The organism is Micromonospora sp. DT44, from assembly GCF_049841635.1.
In the GTDB taxonomy this organism is placed as follows: Bacteria; Actinomycetota; Actinomycetes; order Mycobacteriales; family Micromonosporaceae; genus Micromonospora.
This window is the reverse complement of sequence record NZ_JBNCKS010000088.1, coordinates 1-18,318: the sequence shown is the minus strand read 5'-3', so window position 1 is coordinate 18,318 and position 18,318 is coordinate 1. Positions and strand designations below refer to the sequence as shown.

Here is an 18,318-nt window from a genome sequence, read left to right as displayed (position 1 = left end):
AGGATCTCCGATCCCCGCCCTCAGCAGGTCACCACCCCACTCACACGGGGTGCCTCACGCCATCCTGACCAAGAGGGGATCGACGCCGCCGCCAGCCCCGCGCACCGCGTCGCGAAACCCCGACGCTTACCCGGCACCCGCCGCGCGCTGACCGCACATGAGTTGGAGGAGATCAACGCGATGGCGCGCACCAGCGGAAACGACGTCATCCTCGACGCGCTGCTTTTGCGCCTGCACACCGAGACCGCGTGCCGCCGCGGCGGCGCCCTGGCCCTACGGCTGGTCGACCTCGATACCACCAACGGACTCGTCCGCCTCAACGAGAAAGGATCAACAATCCGCTGGCAGCCCATCACCCTTGATCTCGCCGAACATCTGCGGGAGCACGCCGAAGCTCGCGGCGCGGTCCTTCCGACCGATCCGCTCCTGCGCGCGCGCAACGGCCAACCGATTACCAGCCGCCGCTACGACCACCTGTGGCGACGCTTGGGTGAGCGCCTGCCCTGGGTAGCCGTGCACGGCATCTCGACCCACCGGCTACGCCACACCACCCTGACCTGGGTCGAACGGCACTTCGGCTACGGCATCGCCCGCGCCTACGCCGGACACACCGACAGCCCCGGATCCTCCACCACCACCTACATCAAGGCCGACCTGCACGACGTCGCCAAAGCCCTGTCCGCCATGACCGGCCAACCACACCCCATGGCAGAACGCAGGGACGACTTCCAGTCGATCGCCAAGCCTTCACCGGCTGACCTTCCCCGTCCACCGAGCTGACTCACCTGCTCGACGACGGTGCGGGGCGCAACCCGCACCGCCGTCGAGCTGAAGATCAGTTGACGGCCGATGGCAGGTCCTCCGGCCCAACGCCGACGAGCCGCTTGATCGCTGACGTCCAAGTCCCGCACTGGTCCCGCGACCGATTGGCGCGCCTTGAACATGTCTCGGCGTAGGGCGTCGGCCTGCGCTGGCCTGACGTCGCGGCCTCACGTTCTCGGCTATTCGCCTGCGAGGGCCACCGCAGTCTGGTGCATGAGACCCGCCAGGTACAGCCCCACAGGCTGGCTGAGAGCGACGTCGCTTTCGCCCTGAAGGTCCGGTACCAGCGTGCGAGTGGTCAGCAGCCTGCAGGAGCTGACGGCCGCCGCTAGTGCCGTGACCGCAAACGCTAACGGGGTTTCAATGACACGCCGCCCGGCCTGACGGTCCGGCAGCGTGATGCCGTTCAGGCTGTGACGGTGGCAGATCCCGTACGCGTGCGGCGGCTCAATGACCAGGAAGGTCAGCAGCTGCTGCGCATCACCCGTAGAGGCACCGGTTCACCGATCCGATTACGGCGAGCGATGGTCGTGCTCGCCTCGGCAGGCGGCAACACCGTCCCAGCGATCGCCCGCCTCGTGCAGGCCGACGAGGACACGATCCGGCAGGTCATCCACCGTTTCAACGAGATGGGCCTGGCCAGCCTGGACCCTCGGTGGGCGGGTGGCCGTCCCTGCCTGATGTCCCGATGACGAGCAGTTCATCGTCACGACGGCCAACACCCGCCCCGAAGCCGTGGGGCGCCCGTTCACCCGATGGAGCGTCCGTAAGCTCGCCGACTACCTCACCACGCACGCCGCCCGCCCGATCACCATCGGGCGGGAACGGCTGCGCCAACTGCTGCTCAAACACGGCATCAACTTCCAACGGACCAAGACGTGGAAGGAGTCCACCGACCCGCAGCGCGACGCGAAACTCGCCCGCATCGACCACGTGACCAGCAACTTCCCGCAACGAGTGTTCGCGTTCGACGAGTTCGGCCCCCTCGTTATCCGCCCGCAGGCCGGCGCCGGCTGGGCACCCAAAGGCCACCCGCACAGGCTGCCCGCGAACTACCACAAGTTGCACGGCGTCCGGCAGTTCCAAGGCTGCTACTCCGTCGGCGACGACCAGCTCTGGGGCGTCGTCCACCGCCGCAAAGGCGCTGCGAACACCCTGGCCGCGCTCCAGTCGATCCGCCGAGCCCACCCGGACGGCGCACCGACTGCTCCGCGACAGCTACCGGATCGTCAACAACGACCTCGATCCGGCAGTAAACCTGCATCACGACCCGTCCCTCGCCTGTCATGAACGACAGCGTCGCACGACCGAAGCCGGTCGAACCGTGAGGTACTAGGCCTGGCTCGCGTACGGGTAGCGAGCGGACCGGGCCCGCGTCTGTTCGGATCGGTAGCTCGTGTCCCGCCGTGATTGGATCGCGGCCGACTCGGGCGCACAAACTGTGCCCCCGAGTCGGCGCGATAATCGGCAGCCCGTTATCGGCGGCCGAACTTGGCACTCGCCTCTGCTACTGGTCAGGCGGGTACGAACTGCCACTGTTGGTTGGTGCCGCCGTTGGCGGTCCACTGCACGACCTGCGCCCCGTCGCTGGTCGAGGCGGCGGAGACGTCGGCCGCGAGTCCGCTGCTGCGGCTGACGATGGTGTAGTAGCCGTCGCCGGTGGGCCGCAGGTACCACGACTGGTTGGCGCCGCCGTTGGCCGACCACTGCTGTAGTTGCAGGCCCTGCGTGGTGCTGCCGGCGTTGACGTCGAGCATTTTTCCGGAGGCGGTGTAGCGCAGGGTGTACGTGTCCTGGGTGGCGCTGATCGTCCAGGTGGGGGTGCCGCTCTGCTGGATGGCCTTGGCGCCGTCGGCGGTGGAGTTACCGGCGATGGCGAGGGGCTTTCCGCTGTTGCGGTTGACGATGCGGTAGGTGCCTGCTGCGGGCCCGGTTCCGCCGCTTCCACTGAGGTTGAGGTATTCGGCCGCGTCGGTGAAGACGGTGCTGCCGGACTTCGTGGTCGACAGCTGCAGGTACACGCGGCTGCCGGTGGCGGGGGCGGTGAAGGACACCGGTTGGGTGACCCGTGAGCCGAGCGGGACGGTCAGGGTCGTGCTGCCGGACGCGACGACCGCGCCGGTCGGGCTGTCGAGCCGGGCGGTCCAGGCCAAGTTCACCGAGGTGTTGGTGAGGTCGTCGTTGAACACGGTGATGGTGCGGGTCACCGTGGCGTTGCGGGCGTAGCTGGGTACCGCCTGCGGTAGCGGGAAGGTGCCGTTGGAGTCCGAATTGCCGGAGGCGGACCAGTAGGGGAGGTCGATCGCGGCCACCGGGTTGAACGCCGCCTGCACGCGCTGGATCTGCGGGTTGCTCCACGGGTCGGGCAGGTTGTCCGCGCCGTAGATGGGGTGACCGCCCTCCTCCGGGGTGAAGTCGGTGGACCGCACGCCGGGCACGACGCTGGCCCAGGCGGACAGCAGGGTGTACGGGCGCAGGTCGGTGGCGCCCTTGCCGCGCTTGGCAGCAGTCGCGGTGGCGAACCACTCGAAGCCCTGCTTGTTGTTGCATGCCGGCCAGATGAACTCGCCCTCGCCGTCGGGTCGCCCGTTCACGCTGACCAGGCCCTCCCCGTACCGGCCGAAGCCGTCGACGTAGTGCGGGATCACCGCGAAGTTGGCGTACGTCATCCCGGGATACAGGCTGACGTTGTTGCCGACGCCCACCTCGACAATGATCGGCCGGGTGCCGTCGGCGCCGTTCATCGCCGCGTACAGGTCCTTCTCGAACTGTTCGGAATCCTGGCCGCTCTGGTTCGGCTCGTTGTTCTGACTCCAGCGGATGATCGCGGGGTGGTTGCGGTCGCGCAGGACCAGCGCACGGGCGTGGTTGATCATGTTGTCGCGCCCGACGGAGTTCTGCCACTCCTGCGAGGATTGGGAGCCGCGAATCGCGACCTCGTCGATGATCATCAGGCCCATCTCGTCGGCGACATCCAACATGTACGGGCTCCCGGGCTCCTGGTGGATACGCACCACGTTGTAGTTCAGCCGCTGGTAGTTGTCCACCGCCTGCGGCCAGCCGCCGTTGCCGGACGACGGGGGCAGGAAGCCGGGCAGGGTGTGGTACGCGTCGCCCTTGCCGCCGTTGTTGATCCGGTCATAGTCGCCACCCTGGAGGTTGTCGCCGCGGAAGTTCACGCGCACGCCGTTGAGGTAGTAGTAGTCACCGTTCTGGGTGGCCTCCCGGAACCCGAACCGGTACTCGGCGTCGCTCGTCCGGCCGTCGTCGGTGACGGCATGCACCGTCAGCCCGTGTAGTTGCGCCCGGTACCCCGACCGGTACGGCACGTTGGGCCACCAGTACGAGGTGCTGTCGAGGTTCCACGCGACCGGCCCGACGGTCACGGTCACGGTCGAGCGGGCCGCCACGGTGACCGAGCGGCTGGGCAGTGCCGGATAGCTGAAAGCCGTTCCGTTGTTGGACGACAGCGACCCGGTCAACGTCACCGACCGGGAACTGCCCGACGTGTTACGCACCGTCACATCGTAGGTCAGCGTCTTGTTCGCCACCGACGTACGCACGAATGTGTCGCTGACGTAGACCGCCGGGTACACCCGCAGGAACGCGGACCCGAAGATCCCCTGCGGTATCGCCTCGGACCACGTGGCGGCGTCGGGCACCAGGTACCGGCCGTTGGACGCCTTCAACGCGCCGCGGCCCTTCACGTTCACCGTGATGGTGTGGGTGGTGCCGGGCGCCGCGTATGCGCTGATGTCGAAGTTCGACGGGGTGAACGCCGTCGTCTGGGTGGCGACAACCCGGCCGTCGACCGACAGCGTCGCCTGGTGGTTGACGGCGCCGAACTCGATCCAGGTCGACTGCGGCTGCCCCGAGTCCGGCACGGTGATGCTGCGCGAGTACACCGCCTCGTTCACAGTGGTGAAGCCCTGCTTGTACCAGCCGCCACCGGGTACCGCGATCGTGGTCGCACCCCGACCCGCGGGCGTGAAGTTCCACGTCCCGGCCAGGTCGACCGAGGTGATCGCGGCGTTGCCGGCCGCCACACCGTCAAGTCCGGCGGCCGCGACACGCTGCGTCGCGACCGGCGCGGCCAGGGCCGATCCGGGGGTCGCCAGGGTCAGACCACCCAGCGTCAGGGGCAGGGCGAGCGCCACGGTCGCGGCCAGCCCTCTGGCCAACGCCGACAATCGGCCACCCCAGTGGACGTTCGTACGATGCACGGTTACCTCCTGTGACTCATCCGCCAGCTCCGCAACACCGGTTCAGGGCACAGCCTCAAGGCCGATACCCGAATCGATTCGACAAATCTGCCGGCGTCGCCGACCACCCGGGAAGGGTGGTTGCGACCCAGATGCATAGATATGTATTAATGGGTGCATCGCGCGTGAAGTCAAGGTTTCAAGACGGTTACTTCCTGCTCCTGACGCCTCGCAGGCTTCGAGTGGCCGCCGATATGTACGACCCTTGCGGGGAGTTAGGGCATCGCGCTCAGGCACTCCGTGTCGCCGACCCATCGACGCCGCGCCGATCGGATAGCGAACCGATTCGCCGCTGCGGCGCCCGGCCGCGTGACACGTCGAAGGCGTGGACAGCAACGCGGTCCTCGGCGAAGTCGGCGGGCGGCGCGGCCTGACTTGTTCGGTTCAAGACTGGAGTTAGGGTGTTGGTAGGGAACGTGCTTCGCCAGCGTCACGGGCGGGTTACGGGCTCTTTACGGTGAGAGTCTGACTGCGTAGACATGACTACGCAACCATACAGGACTATGGCCGGCGATGGGAGGTGCCGTGACGCGACTGGCGAGGCCGGGTGGAAGCCCTCCGACGCCGCGCAGCGTGGACGTCGCGCGGCTGGCCGGCGTCTCTCAGAAGACGGTGTCCAGGGTCCTCAACGACGAGCCGTATGTCTCGGTCGACGTGCGTCGGCGGGTCCTGGACGCCGCCGCGGAGCTCGGCTACCGGCGCAACCAGGCGGCTCGGGCGCTGGCCTCCGGGCGGACCCGGTCGATCGGCGTGGTGACGCTCGGCAGCGCCTTGTACGGGCCGGCGTCGTGGCTCATGGGCATCGAGCGGGCGGTCCGGAAGGTGGGCTACACGCTGCAGGTGGCCACCACGATCGAGGGCGACCCGGGCGGCATCGCGAGCGCCCTGGCGTCGCTGCTGGACCAGGGCGTGGACGGCGTCGTCATCTCCGAGCCGATCGACGAGGGCGTTGGCCTCATCAGCGTGGACGTGCCGGTCCTGGTCCTCGGCGCGCCGCCCACCTTCACCGCGCCGCAGGTGGTGACCGCCAGGGTCGGCGCGGGCCGGCTCGCGCGGGCCGCGACCGAGCACCTGTTGGAGTTGGGGCACGCGACCGTCCATCACCTGGCCGGCCCGCAGCGGTGGTATTCGGCACGGGACCGTCTCGCCGGCTGGCGCGAGGCGCTGCGAGCTCACGGCGCGGAGGAGCCGCCGGTCGTCGAGGGCGACTGGTCGGCCGCGTCCGGCTACGCGGCGGGCCGGGAACTGGCCGGCGACGGCACCGTGACCGCGGTGTTCGCCGCGAACGACGACATGGCGATCGGTCTCATCCGCGCGCAGCTCGAGGCCGGGCGCCGGGTGCCCGAGGACATCAGCGTCGTCGGGTTCGACGACATTCCGGTCGCCGCCTACGTCACTCCTTCGCTCACCACCGTGCGGCAGCCGTTCGACGAGGTCACACGGCAGGGCCTCGCGCTGCTGGTACAGGTCATCGAGCACCCGGACGTCGAGCTTCCACCGGCGGCCGACCAACCGGTCGAGCTCGTCGTCCGCGCCTCGACGGCGCCACCCCCGCCCCGGCCGATCCCGGGACGTGGCCGCCGAGCGATTCCCCATGCCCATGGTCAGCTCGCCGGCAGCGAAGTCCCAGCCACCCGGGCCTGATCAGCGTCGATCTGTCCACCCACGGCGGCACGTCACCCGAGACCCGCACCGGCCGTCGCTGACGAGCGGCGGCAGCACTCGCGCGGACGCACACCTCTCGATACCCCCTGTCCCCAGCATGCCGTTGCCCGACGCGCCGGTCCCCGCCGAGTCAGCCCGCCACCTGGCATGGGCTGCTGTGGCAGGCAGGCAGGCAGGCAGGCGGGCGGGCGGGCGGGCGGGCGGGCGGCCCTACGTGAAGTCCGGCAAGAGCACCATCGCCATCCACGTCGACGACGCGACGTCCAAGAAGCTCGCCGTGTACTGGGGCGGGCCGGCCAATGAGGGCGTCGTCGGGATCGAGCCGGACTTCATCGATCCGTGGTTTGCCGCGCTCAACAGCGGCAAGGACGCCCCTGGCTCGCCGCGGCCTGGGGACCGACCTTCCTCTCCGGCTCGGCGAAGTCCTCCTCGGGCAAGTGGCGCGCTGCCCCGCTGCCGCTGTGGGATGCGTCCACGCCGCAGTCGGGCAACTGGGGCGGTTCGACGAGCGCAGCCATCAAGTCGACCAAGAACCCGATCGCGGCGGCGATGTTCGCCCAGTTCCTCAACACCGGCCCGGACAGCGCCAAGCTGTTCGCCACCAAGCAGTTCCTGTTCCCGGCGACGAAGGCACTGCTCGCGGGCCGCCGCCGGGTACGGGTTCGCCAAGTTCCGGTTCCGTGGCGACCGCGCCAGATTCAACCTGGTGCTCGGCGCCATCACGGTGCCGACCACCGCGATCGCCCTGCGGCTGCTGGCTCCCGGGCTGGTGACCGTGGTGCTCTTCACCCTCGTCAGACCTGGAACAATTACGTCCTCCCGCTCATCCTGCTCAGCGACCCCAGCCTGTACCCGATCACCGTCGGCCTCGCCTCCTGGGCCTCCCAGACCGCAGGGGCGGACCCGCGAACAGCGACACGGTCGTGCTCGTGATGACCGGGTCCATGCTCTCGATCGTCCCGCTCGTCGTGGCCTTCCTGCTCCTGTAGCGGTATTCGCAGAGCGAGCCGGCCACCGGCAGCGTCAAGCAATGACCGACCGCTCCACCTCGGAGGTTCCCCCTATGGCAGTGCTCCCCGCCCGCGTCCTCTTCGGCGCCGCGTACTACGTCGAGTACCAGCCCTACGAACGGCTCAAGACCGACCTCGACCTGATGGTCGACGCCCGCTTCACCGTCATCCGGGTCGGCGAGTCGGTCTGGTCGACCTGGGAACCGGAGAACGGACGGTTCAACCTCGAGTGGCTCCAGCCGGTGCTCGACGGCGCACACGAACGCGGCATCTCCGTCATCCTCGGCACGCCCACCTACGCCGTGCCGCCGTGGCTCGCGCGGCAGTACCCGGAGATCGCCGGCGAGCGGGCCACCGGGCAGCGCATCGGATGGGGCGCGCGGCAGGAGGTCGACTTCACCCACCCGGGCTTCCGATTCCACGCCGAGCGGGTCATCCGGCAGATCGTCGGCCGGTACGCCGGCCACCCCGCAGTCATCGGGTTCCAGGTGGACAACGAACCCGGCAACGAACTGCTGCACAACCACGGCGTCTTCCAGCGATTCGTGGACCACCTGCGCACCACCTACGGCGACGTCGAGACCCTCAACCGCAAATGGGGCCTAGTCTACTGGTCGCACCGCCTCTCCACCTGGGCGGACCTGTGGACCCCGGACGGCAACGCCCAGCCCCAGTACGACGTCGCCTGGCGGGCGTTCCAGGCCCGCCAGACGACCGAGTTCATCGACTGGCAGGCCGGCATCGTCCGGGAGTACGCGCGCGGCGACCAGTTCGTCACCACGTGCATCGCCTACAGCCGGCCCGCAGTGCACGACGACGAGCTGACCGAACGCCTCGACGTCACCGCCGGCAACCCGTACTACGTCATGCAGGACGCCCTGGCGCTGCCGGACCGCGACCACGACGACGTCGAACAGCACGGGAAGACCACCGGGGTGTGGTCGCTGTACCAGACCGCAGACCGGATGTTCTCGTCGCGCCAGGCGCCGTTCCTGGTCACCGAGACCAACGCCATGTCCATCGGCATGCCGTGGGACAACCGGCCGGCGTACGACGGCCAGTGGCGGCAGGCGGCCTGGGCGCTCGTCGCGCGCGGGGCGCAGATGATCGAGTACTGGCACTGGCACACGCTGCACTTCGGCGCGGAGACCTACTGGGGCGGGATCCTTCCGCACAGCGGTCGGCCGGGCCGCACGTACGCGGAGCTGTCCCGCCTCGGCGCGGAACTGGACGCCGCCGGCCCGCTCGTCGCCGCCCTCGAACCCGACGCCGACATCACGATGGTCTACTCGATGCCGAGCAACTGGCTCATGCAGAAGTACCCGCCGCTGTCGGCCGCGGACGGTGGACCGGACGCCGCGGCGTACCACGGCATCTTCGATCCCTTCTATCGCGGCGCATTCGACGCCGGCCGGCAGGTACGCATCGTCCACGCCGGGCAGTTGCACGACCCGAGCGGTGAGCGGGCCGGCCCGACGCCGGAGTCGGCCGCGCGACGGCATCCGGTCCTGGTCGTCGCGGCGCTGTACGTCGCCGACGACGCGACGCTCGACTGGCTCGCCGCCTACGCGGCCGCCGGCGGCCACCTCGTACTCGGCCCGCGGACCGGCTACGCGGACCACGAGGCCCGCGCGCGACACGAGCCGGCGCCCGGACGGCTCGTCGAGGCCACCGGAGTCCGCTACGAGGAGTTCAGCAACCTGGTGCGCGACGTCCCGGTCCGTGCCGCCTCGGGCGGGCCGTTCGACCTACCGGAGCGGGCGGCGGCGACGCGCTGGGCCGACGGCCTCACCGTCGTGGACGCCGATGTGCTCGTCGAGTACCACCATCCGCACTTCGGCCGCTGGCCGGCGGTCACCACCCGCCGCCACGGCGCGGGCCGGGTCACCTGCGTCGGCACGGTACCCGGACGCGACCTCGCCCAGGCCCTCGCCGCATGGCTCGCGCCGGTGCCGACCGGCGGATGGCGCCGCCTCCCGGCCTCCGTCACGGCCACCACCGCCACCTCCCCGGACGGGCGCCGGGTCCACGTCGTGCACAACTGGAGCTGGCAACGCGTCGCGCTCGAGGCGCCGGTGCCGCTGACCGACGCCCTGACCGGTGCCGCGGTCGCGTCGGGCACGGCGGTGCACCTCGGCGCGTGGGACGTGCGCGTCTTCGCGTCGGCCGGAACTGAAGCTTCTGGCTGACCCGCCGCGGGTGAATCGCGGATCACGGAAGAAGCCCTCACCTTTGACGAAGACGAGCGTGCCGCAGATCGTCAGGGTGGGGCGTTCGGCGGCAAGGTCGAGGTCCTCCCAGCGCAGGGCGAGGATCTCGCCGATGTGGGCGCCGGTGGCGAGCATCAGGTCGACGACATCGGCCAGATCGCCGCTGTGCCGTGGTCCGGGCTTTCCGGCGATCGGTCGTTGCCAGTCGCGGATGCCGTCCGGACGGCTTGGAGGTTTGTCGGTGAGGGCGACGACGGCGCGGCGGGGTTTGCGGAGCCGGCCGGTGTCGCGTACGGGGTTGGTGGGGATCACGCCGTGGCGTACGGCCAGGGTGAGCTAACCCCATTTTCATGGAGCTTCGTATTCATGGCCGTTGTGTAAAAGACAGCGACGAACCGCGGACAATGAGGTCTGGGGCGAGTAGAACCCGGTGTGGCGGCCGGCGTGCACCGTGTAGCAGGCGGGAGACCATCAGTTCGACGGCAAGGCGGCCGACGTGACTCTTCGGCGGCCGGACCGCAGTGATCGAGGGATCGGCCAGGTGGGCGATCTCGTCTTCATAGGACACGATCGCGAGATCGCCAGGGATGGCGATGCCCATCTCGGTGCAGACCTGGGTGATCGCGATGGCGTGCAGGTCACTGTGAACAATCAAAGCGGTGACCTTGGCAAGTCGGCAGGTCTGGAGAACGCCATCGATGGCGTCCCGCTCTCCGTGCGCCATGACAGTTTCCTCGATGGCGAGGACGCCGGACAACGTGGGATCGGCGGCCGCGGTCCGCCAGGCGTGGCGCAGGTGGACCGAAGTTGGGCTGCCCTGCGCGACGACGAGTCCGATTCGACGGTGCCCTTGCCGTCGGAGGTGGTAAATGGCGATCTCGAGGCCGAGAGAGTGATCGCTGCGCACCCACTCGATATGCCGAGTGGACGGCGTCCACCAACGTGGCTGGCGTTCGACGAGGATGGTCGGCACCGGCAGGTGTCCGATCCAATCGAGGATCTCGTCGGCGTCGTCGCCGTCCAAGCTCGGTGCCAGCAACAGACCTTGAACCTGTTGCGCCTCGACGAGACGGCGCATCTGACGGCGGTCCTCGTCGGGGTCGTAGCTCGAACCGCGCAGTTGGATGCTGACACCGAGCGCGGCAGCGGCAGCCCGCGCGCCGGCCACGACAGGCGGCCAATAGCAGTCGAGCGAGGGCACGACCATGCCGACGGCGAAGCGGAGGGGGGGTGTCGGCGCTGGTTGACGGCGTTGCTCTGGGGTGGCAGCGTGGCACCGCCGTGGACCTTCGACACAAGGCCCTGTTCGGCAAGGGCGGCGATGTCGCGTCGGATGGTGAGCTCGCTGACGCCGAACTCGCGGGCGAGGTCGCGAACCCGTACCGCGCCCTGTCCGCGTAGTTCGGCGAGCAGGCGCTCCTGTCGCTGTGCGCTGAACAACCGACCTGTTTCCACGATGCGTATGCTCCTAACGGGCGAGCCAGCCTCCGTCCACCGGAAGGACGGCCCCGTGCACGTACCGGGCGGCGTCGGAGGCGAGGAAGACCGCGGCGCCCATGAGATCGTCGGGGGTACCCCAGCGGCCGGCCGGGATGCGGTCGCGGATGGCACGTTCCCGATCTGGGTCGGCGCGCAGGGCTGCGGTGTTGTCGGTCGTGATGTAGCCAGGCGCGATCGCGTTGACGTTGATGCCGTGTGCGGCCCATTCGTTGGCCAACGCCCGGGTGAGTCCGACGACGGCGTGTTTGGCGGCAGTGTAGGACGGCACCCGGATACCGCCCTGGTACGACAGCATCGACGCGGTGTTGACGATCTTTCCGCGTCCCTGGTCGAGCATGATCCGGCCGGCCGCTTGACACAGGTGGAATACCGCGTCGAGGTCGACGCGCAGCACGGCCGTCCAGTCCTCCACTGAGTGGGTGACGGCGGCCGCGCGACGAATGATGCCGGCGTTGTTCACCAAAATGTCGAGACGGCCGAGTCCGACAGCGGCCGTCTCGACGGCGTCGGCGAGTTCGTCTGGCCCGGCGGTGGCGAGGTCGCCAGGTACATGGAGGACCCGCCGACCGAGCTTCGCCACCGCGGCGATCGTTTCGGCGGGGTCTGTGCGGCCCAGCAGGGCGATGTCGGCACCGGCCTGGGCCAGCGCGATCGCGACGGCCTGACCGATGCCGCGGTTCGCGCCGGTGACGAGGGCGACCCGCCCGTCGAGGCGGAAGGCGTCCAAGACCATCGTCACAGTCCCAGGTTGCGCAGGGTCGGGACGGTCTGGCCGACCCAGGCCAGGTCGGCGTCCTCGCGGGCGCCCTGGGTGCGCTGGGTGCCGGCCAGGAACCACAGGAAGTACGTGGTGTAGCCGGGTGCGCTGACCACGGTGTGGTAGCCCTCCGGCATCATCTGCATCACGTGATTCCGGATGGTGACGTTCTCCTCGTATCCGTCGTCGGTGTACACCCGGCTGATGCCGAACCCGTTCGGCGGGTTGACCCGGTAGTAGTACATCTCCTCGTGCGCCGCCTCGGCGGGCAGGTCGTCGACCCGGTGCCGGTGCGGCGGGTAGGTGCTCCAGTTTCCGGACGGCGTGTAGGTCTCGCCGACGATGAGCCGGCGGGCGGGTAGGTCCGGTTGGCTGATCTCGGTGAGTATCTGGTGGTAGGTCCGGCCGAAGTTGGCCGCTCCCCAGCGCCCGTTGGCGACCTGCTCCGGTGCGATGACGTACGGGGCGGTGGCCAGGTCGCTGGGGGCGCTGGGTAGGGCGATCTCCACGTCGGTGACCGCCTCCACGATGATGGTGGAGCCTGCCGGGATGTACACCGAGTGCGGCTTGCCGGAGAAGACGTCGGCACGCTGGCCGACCTTCGGGAAGTGGTGGTCCGCGACGGTGAAGTTCGCGGTGCCGCCGAGAATGACCGCGAGGATCTCCCGGTCGTCGGACCCGCCGGTCCAGGACTGGCCGGCCGACAGCTTCAGCAGGGTGAAATCCAGTAGCCGGCAGGGATTGAGGGGCAGCGTGTTGTGGCCGTCGGCGGCGGGGATTACGCAGTGGTAGCGGTAATTCATGATCGCCTTCCTGAATCTGTACGGATGGTGCGGGTCACCAGGGACTGGTCCAGCCGCGGGTGGTGGCGCGGGTGAGGGCCTCCAGGTAGAAGTAGTCGCCCCAGAGGTTGCCCTCGTCGACGCCGACACCCTTGGGCTTGTCGTAGACGCCGTGCAGGAGGAGCGCGTTCGAGGTCGGGTGGCCGTCGCTGGCGTAGTTGTCCACCAGGGAGCGCAGGATCCGGTGGGCCGCGTCTCGGTAGCCCTTCGCACGCGCCGGGTCGGCGACGCTGCCGGCGAGCTCGGCCAAGCCGCAGGCGGCGATCGCGGCGGCGGAGCTGTCGCGTTCCTGGTCGCTGCCGTCGCTGAACTCCAGGTCCCAGTAGGCGACATGATCGGCCGGCAACCGTGCGAGAAGGTGGTCCGCGCAGGTGGAGGCGGCGGCAAGCAGCGTGGGGTCACCGGTGTACCGGTGGTTCAGGGTGAAGCCGTAGATGCCCCATGCCTGTCCGCGGGCCCAGCAGGTGTCGTCCCCGTGGCCCTGTTCGGTCTCGCCGCGCAGCGGCACGCCGGTCTCCGGGTCCCAGTAGAAGGTGTGGAAAGTGGTGCCGTCCGGACGCAGGATGTGCTCGCGCAGCTGGGCGGTGTGCCGGCGGGCGGCCGCAGCGTAACGGCCGTCGCCGGTGGTCTGGCTGGCCCAGTAGAGCAGCGGAGTGTTCATCAGGCTGTCGATGATGGTGCGGCCGCGTTGGCGGGGGTCGGCCAGGTCGCCCCAGGCCTGGATGATGCCGGCCGGTTCGAGGAAGCGGGTCATCAGGTGGTCGGCGGCCGCAAGGGCAGCCGCCCGGGCGCGCCGGTCGCCGGTGCGCCTTGCCGGCGTGACGCAGGCGAGGGTGTAGAGGAAGCCGAGGTCGTGGGTATCCAGGTCGATGCCACCGTGCACCCGGTCGGCGAAGCTGTCTACATGTGCCAGGGCTGCTCGCAGGTGGTGTTCGTCGCCGGTCAGGTCGTGGGCGAGCCACAACATCCCGGGCCAGAAGCTGGTCGTCCAGCCTACGTTGGCGCCCTCGGGCTGGCCTGCGGTCGGTGGTCGTAGCGGGTAGCGGTTGGCGACGGTGGTGTCCGCCGGGTACCGCGTGCCGAAGGTGTCGATGTTCGCCTCGACGGTACGTATCGCGGCGGTCACCGCGGCCGCCATCGCTTCGGCGTCTGGGCTGGGACGGACGTTGGTCGCCGTCATGGATGTTTTTCTCCCTCGTGTGTCCGGACCGGTGCCGGGCAGGTGTTTCGTCGGCGTCCCGGCTCGATCGCCGGGAGGGTGGAGGCGATCAGGTGCTCCGAGCCGCGGCCGTCGGTGGGTCGAGCGCGGCCCCCAGGCTGTACCGGCTGTTGGACCACACGGCGTACAGCAGCGGCGCCGCCGCGACGCCGAGCGCTATCGCGGGACGGGCCACGAAGAGCTGCGCCAGCAGCGCCAGGACCAGCAGTGACACGGCGGTGAGGTACCAACGGCGCACCGCCAGGTACGCGCACACACGGGCCACGTCGCGCAGCCGCGCGGCAGGCCGCTCGGCGATGGTCACCAGGCCGAGCAGCGCGGTCGCGGCGGTGAGCACGGCGAGCACGGCGAGGATCGGCAGCGTGAGCGCGCCCACCCGATGACCCCACAACGCGTACGCGTCGACGCCGAGGACGACCAGGACCGCGGTGGCTGCGGCAGTCCAGAGGATGGCCCGGCGGGCGGTGGCCCGCCAGGTGCCGCCGAACGTGCGTAGCAGGCTGCGGGCCCCACCGGACGAGTAGTCGGACATGACCGCGAAGACCGCACAGAGCCCGGGCGCGCAGAGCGGGGCGGTCAGCGCGTACAGCGGCCAGGAGCGCGCCGCGTCGGTGGTGAACGCGAGCGTCACCAGTGGCAGGCAACCGAGCACCAGCAGCAGGTTGGTGACGAGCGCGACGTAGATCCCGTTGAGGACGGCGGTGATGGTGTGGTGTCGCGAACGCATGGGCCTCAACCCTTCAGTCCGGTCGAGGCGACGCCCTCGATGAAGTGGCGCTGGCCGAGCAGGAAGATGACAGCGACGGGCAGCACGGACAGCACCGAGCCCGTCATGATCAGCGCGTACTCGGCGTTGTACTGGGAGATGAAGGTGTTCAGCCCCAGCTGGATGGTGCGCAGTTCCGGACTGCGCAGGTAGACGAGCGGGCCGAGGTAGTCGTTCCAGGTGGTGGTGAACGTCAGCAGGGCCAGGCTGGCCAGCGCTGGCCGGGACAGCGGCAGGATGATCCGTCGGTAGATGCCGTACTCGCTGAGCCCGTCGACCCGCGCCGCTTCGCTGAGTTCCTCGGGGATCGTCTCGTAGAACTGCTTCATGAGGAACACGCCGATCGCGCCGAACGCCTGTATCGCGACGATCGACCACAGCGTGTTCGACAGGTGCAGCTTCGACATGAGGATGAACTGCGGGATCATGTACGACTGCCAGGGCACCGCGATAGTCCCGACGTACGCCAGGAAGAGCAGGTTGCGGCCGGGGAAGCGGACGCGGGCGAAGCCGTAGGCCGCGAAGCTGCCGGTGAACACCTGCAGGAAGGTGACGATCACCGACAGCAGCAGGGTGTTCCGCAGCCACGTCGTCATGTCCGAGCGCTGCCAGATGTCGAGATAGTTCCGCCAAACCACGGGATCGGGGAGCCAGGTGATCGGGATGGTGAAGACGTCGTTGTTGGTCTTCAACGACGCCACCACCATCCAGAAGAACGGCAGCAGCAGCCCGGCCGCCGCGAGCACGAGCGCGGCGTACCCGACGAGCCGCCCGGCCCGGGACCTGACACGTCGGACGGACGTTGGGTGGTTGCCGGGCGCGGCGATGGCCGGGACGGGCGTGGAGAGGTCGGTCGCGGTCATCAGGTGTTCCTCCGCTTGTTGACCCAGAACTGGATGACCGTGATGCCGAAGCAGATGGCGAACAGGACGATGGAGACCGCCGAGGCGTAGCCGAACTGGTTCTCCTCGAAGCCCTTCTGGTAGATGTACTGCGAGAGCACCAGTGTCGACTGGCCCGGTCCGCCGCCGGTCATCACAAGGATGAGGTCGAAGACCTTGAAACTTTCGATGGTGAGCAGCACCGTGACGAAGAAGGTCGTGGTTCGTAACCCGGGGAGGGTCACGTGCACGAACCGCTGCCACGGTGAGGCGCCGTCGGTCTCGGCCGCCTCGTAGAGCTGGGCCGGGATGGTCTGCAGGCCGGCCAGGAACAGCAGCATGTAGTAGCCCATGTACCGCCAGGTGCCGACGATGATGACCGCCGGCATCGACCAGGTCGCCGACGCGGTCCAGCCCGGCGGATCGTCCACCCCGACGGCGCCGAGGAGAGCGTTGATCGGGCCGTACTCCGGGCTGAACAGCTGGTTCCAGACGACCGCGATCGCCACGATCGAGGTGATGTAGGGGAAGAAGGCGATGGTGCGGAAGAACCGTACGCCGCGCAGTTTGCGGTTGAGCAGCAGCGCCAGCCCGAGTGCCGCCGCGAGGGTCAGCGGGATGTGGAAGACGGCGTAGTAGACGGTGTTGCGCAAGGCGGTCCAGAAGCTCGCGTCGTCCCACATCCGCCGGAAGTTGGCGGTGCCGGTCCACTCGGCCACCCCGAAGACGTTCCAGTTGGTGAAGGCCACGTAGAACAGCACGACGACGGGTAGCAGGGTGAGCGCGGCGAAGCCGAGGAAGTTGGGAAGGATGAACGACCAGCCGGCGACCGTGTTGCGCGACACCAGCCGCCGGTTCCTGGGTCTTGTGCGCGGCAATGTTGCCATAGGGAGTCTCCGGAAGCGTTCGGCCTGGGGGCGGGACCGGCGTGCGGCGCAGGCGCGCCGGGCCCGCCATCAGCTCACTGGTTGAGGACTTCGTTCTTGGCGCGGGTCTGCGCCTTGCTCAGCTCCGCGTCGAGGTTCTTGCCGTCCGAGAGGATCGCCGAATGGGTCTCGTTGAGCAGGTTCTGTAGGCCCGCGGTGTGCTTCGACACCGGGTTCTCCGGCTTGATGGTGTGCTTGGAGTAGGCGAACTTCGACAGGTCGTCCTGCGGCACGCCGTCCAGCCCGAACAGCGACGCGGTGGCCGCGTCGGTGACCTGGGCCGGGGTGATGCCGATCCCGGCCAGCGCCTTGCCGGCCTCCGGGCCGGCCGCGTACTGGAGGAAAGCCTTGGCCGCGGCGACCTTCGACTTGTTGATTTTCGGGTTGATGCCGAGCCCGGTCGGGTCGCCGAACGTGACCGGCGTGGCGGAGGTGCCGGTGGTGGACTTGTCGAACTGCGGCGCCGGCGCCATGCCCCACTGGAACCTGTCGGCGTCACCGCTCTGTCGCTGGTTGAGCAGCGTGGCCACGTACCAGGTGCCCATCAGCAGCATCGCCGACTGCTGCTTGCCGAACTGCGCCTGGTAGGTGAGCTTGTTGGTCTTCGCTGTGCCGAAGGTCGGCTGCGCGCCGGCCGCCTGCAGGTCCAGTGACCGCTCGTAGTAGGGCTTCAGGAAGCCGAATTCCCCGGAGAGCAGGTCCGTGTTGGGGGTCTGCGCGAGCGCGAATCCCTGCACTGTCGACTGGAAGGTGTGCTGGTATGCGCCTGTCGCGTTCGAACCGGCCACCTTCAGCCCGGTGTGCAGTCGCTTCGCCGCGTCGGTGTAGTCGTCCCAGGTCCAGCTGCCGTCCGGCGGCGTCACCTTCGCCTTCGCGAACAGGTCCTTGTTGTAGAACAACACCCACGAGTCCTGCCGGTACGGCACCGCGTAGGCCTTGCCGTCCACCTGGTACGACGAGAGCGCCGGGCTCGAGCCGAGACCGGAGGTAGCGTCGGAGACGTCGAGCAGCTGACCACCGCTCTGGTACGTGTAGAAGTTCTTGAGGTTCTTCATGACGTAGACGTCCGGGGCGGTGCCGGCAGCCAGGTCCGTGATCATCTGGGTGTCGTAGTCGTTACCCGGGGCGTACTCCTTGAGTTCCACCGTCACGTTCGGGTGGGTCGCCTTGAAGCCGTCGGCGAGCGCCTTGAACTCCGGCGTGGACGACAGGCTCCAGCCAGCCAGGGTGATCGTCACCGGGGCGTTGGGGTCGGCCGGCTCGTCCTCGCCGCCACAGCCGGCGAGGACGAGTGTCAGCGCCGTCGCGGCGCTGACGGTAGCCAGTATTCTGCGCTTCATCCCTTACTCCTTAGATCAGAGGCCCCGACGGGGCCCGGACTGCTAGATGATCGATTCCAAGGGGTCAGTGGTCGTAGGCGGTCAGGGATCGCATGACCGGTTGGCCGGTGTGCCAGTT

General features: G+C 68.9%; 13 protein-coding genes and 2 pseudogenes. 4 read left to right on the top strand and 11 right to left on the bottom strand.

The genetic code is table 11. The annotated features are described in order from the left end of the window. On the top strand, positions 1–780 hold a 780-nt coding region (locus ACLQ25_RS30855), incomplete at its 5' end, for a tyrosine-type recombinase/integrase (protein ID WP_425734257.1). Positions 781–1,241: 461 nt separating this feature from the next. Then, a pseudogene (locus tag ACLQ25_RS30850) lies at positions 1,242–2,025 on the top strand (IS630 family transposase); the annotation flags it as partial. 311 nt (positions 2,026–2,336) lie between these two features. Here the strand turns inward: ACLQ25_RS30850 and ACLQ25_RS30845 are convergent. Further along, positions 2,337–5,045, bottom strand: a complete 2,709-nt coding sequence (locus tag ACLQ25_RS30845; protein ID WP_425734256.1) for an RICIN domain-containing protein — start codon at positions 5,043–5,045, stop codon at positions 2,337–2,339. A gap of 564 nt (positions 5,046–5,609) precedes the next feature. Here ACLQ25_RS30845 and ACLQ25_RS30840 point away from each other — a divergent pair. After that, positions 5,610–6,728, top strand: a complete 1,119-nt coding sequence (locus ACLQ25_RS30840; RefSeq protein WP_425734255.1) for a LacI family DNA-binding transcriptional regulator — start codon at positions 5,610–5,612, stop codon at positions 6,726–6,728. A 374-nt stretch (positions 6,729–7,102) separates the two neighbouring features. Here ACLQ25_RS30840 and ACLQ25_RS30835 read toward each other — a convergent pair whose 3' ends face one another. Next, a complete protein-coding gene (locus ACLQ25_RS30835; protein ID WP_425734254.1) occupies positions 7,103–7,351 on the bottom strand; it encodes a hypothetical protein in 249 nt (82 codons plus the stop codon). A 461-nt stretch (positions 7,352–7,812) separates the two neighbouring features. Here ACLQ25_RS30835 and ACLQ25_RS30830 point away from each other — a divergent pair, with 461 nt between their 5' ends. Beyond that, positions 7,813–9,948, top strand: a complete 2,136-nt coding sequence (locus ACLQ25_RS30830) for a beta-galactosidase (RefSeq protein WP_425734253.1) — start codon at positions 7,813–7,815, stop codon at positions 9,946–9,948. Between the two features lie 385 nt (positions 9,949–10,333). Here ACLQ25_RS30830 and ACLQ25_RS30825 read toward each other — a convergent pair whose 3' ends face one another. The 9 genes and pseudogenes from ACLQ25_RS30825 to ACLQ25_RS30785 form a co-directional block, all read right to left on the bottom strand. Next, on the bottom strand, positions 10,334–11,176 hold the full coding sequence (locus ACLQ25_RS30825; RefSeq protein ID WP_425734252.1) for a LacI family DNA-binding transcriptional regulator: 843 nt from the start codon (positions 11,174–11,176) through the stop codon (positions 10,334–10,336). A 116-nt stretch (positions 11,177–11,292) separates the two neighbouring features. Then, positions 11,293–11,424, bottom strand: a pseudogene (locus ACLQ25_RS30820) (DeoR family transcriptional regulator); the annotation flags it as partial. 13 nt (positions 11,425–11,437) lie between these two features. Beyond that, the gene (kduD, locus tag ACLQ25_RS30815) at positions 11,438–12,202 is read right to left on the bottom strand and encodes a 2-dehydro-3-deoxy-D-gluconate 5-dehydrogenase KduD (protein WP_425734258.1); all 765 of its coding nucleotides are present in this window, start codon (positions 12,200–12,202) and stop codon (positions 11,438–11,440) included. Between the two features lie 2 nt (positions 12,203–12,204). Further along, a complete protein-coding gene (gene iolB / locus ACLQ25_RS30810) occupies positions 12,205–13,029 on the bottom strand; it encodes a 5-deoxy-glucuronate isomerase (protein ID WP_425734251.1) in 825 nt (274 codons plus the stop codon). A gap of 34 nt (positions 13,030–13,063) precedes the next feature. Beyond that, positions 13,064–14,248 (bottom strand): glycoside hydrolase family 88 protein, encoded by a 1,185-nt coding sequence (locus ACLQ25_RS30805; RefSeq protein WP_425734250.1) that lies wholly within the window; start codon positions 14,246–14,248, stop codon positions 13,064–13,066. Positions 14,249–14,336: 88 nt separating this feature from the next. Then, entirely contained in the window at positions 14,337–15,014 is a 678-nt protein-coding gene (locus tag ACLQ25_RS30800) for a hypothetical protein (protein ID WP_425734249.1), read from the bottom strand. Positions 15,015–15,019: 5 nt separating this feature from the next. Then, entirely contained in the window at positions 15,020–15,916 is an 897-nt protein-coding gene (locus tag ACLQ25_RS30795) for a carbohydrate ABC transporter permease (protein ID WP_425734248.1), read from the bottom strand. After that, positions 15,916–16,779 carry a carbohydrate ABC transporter permease gene (locus tag ACLQ25_RS30790; RefSeq protein ID WP_425734247.1) on the bottom strand — a complete coding sequence of 288 codons (864 nt, stop codon included), beginning with the start codon at positions 16,777–16,779 and terminating at the stop codon, positions 15,916–15,918. Before ACLQ25_RS30790 ends, ACLQ25_RS30795 begins: the two co-directional genes overlap by 1 nt. A 116-nt stretch (positions 16,780–16,895) precedes the next feature. Continuing rightward, complete coding sequence (locus ACLQ25_RS30785) at positions 16,896–18,200, bottom strand: ABC transporter substrate-binding protein (protein WP_425734246.1); 1,305 nt, start codon at positions 18,198–18,200, stop codon at positions 16,896–16,898. Positions 18,201–18,318: the final 118 nt, after the last annotated feature.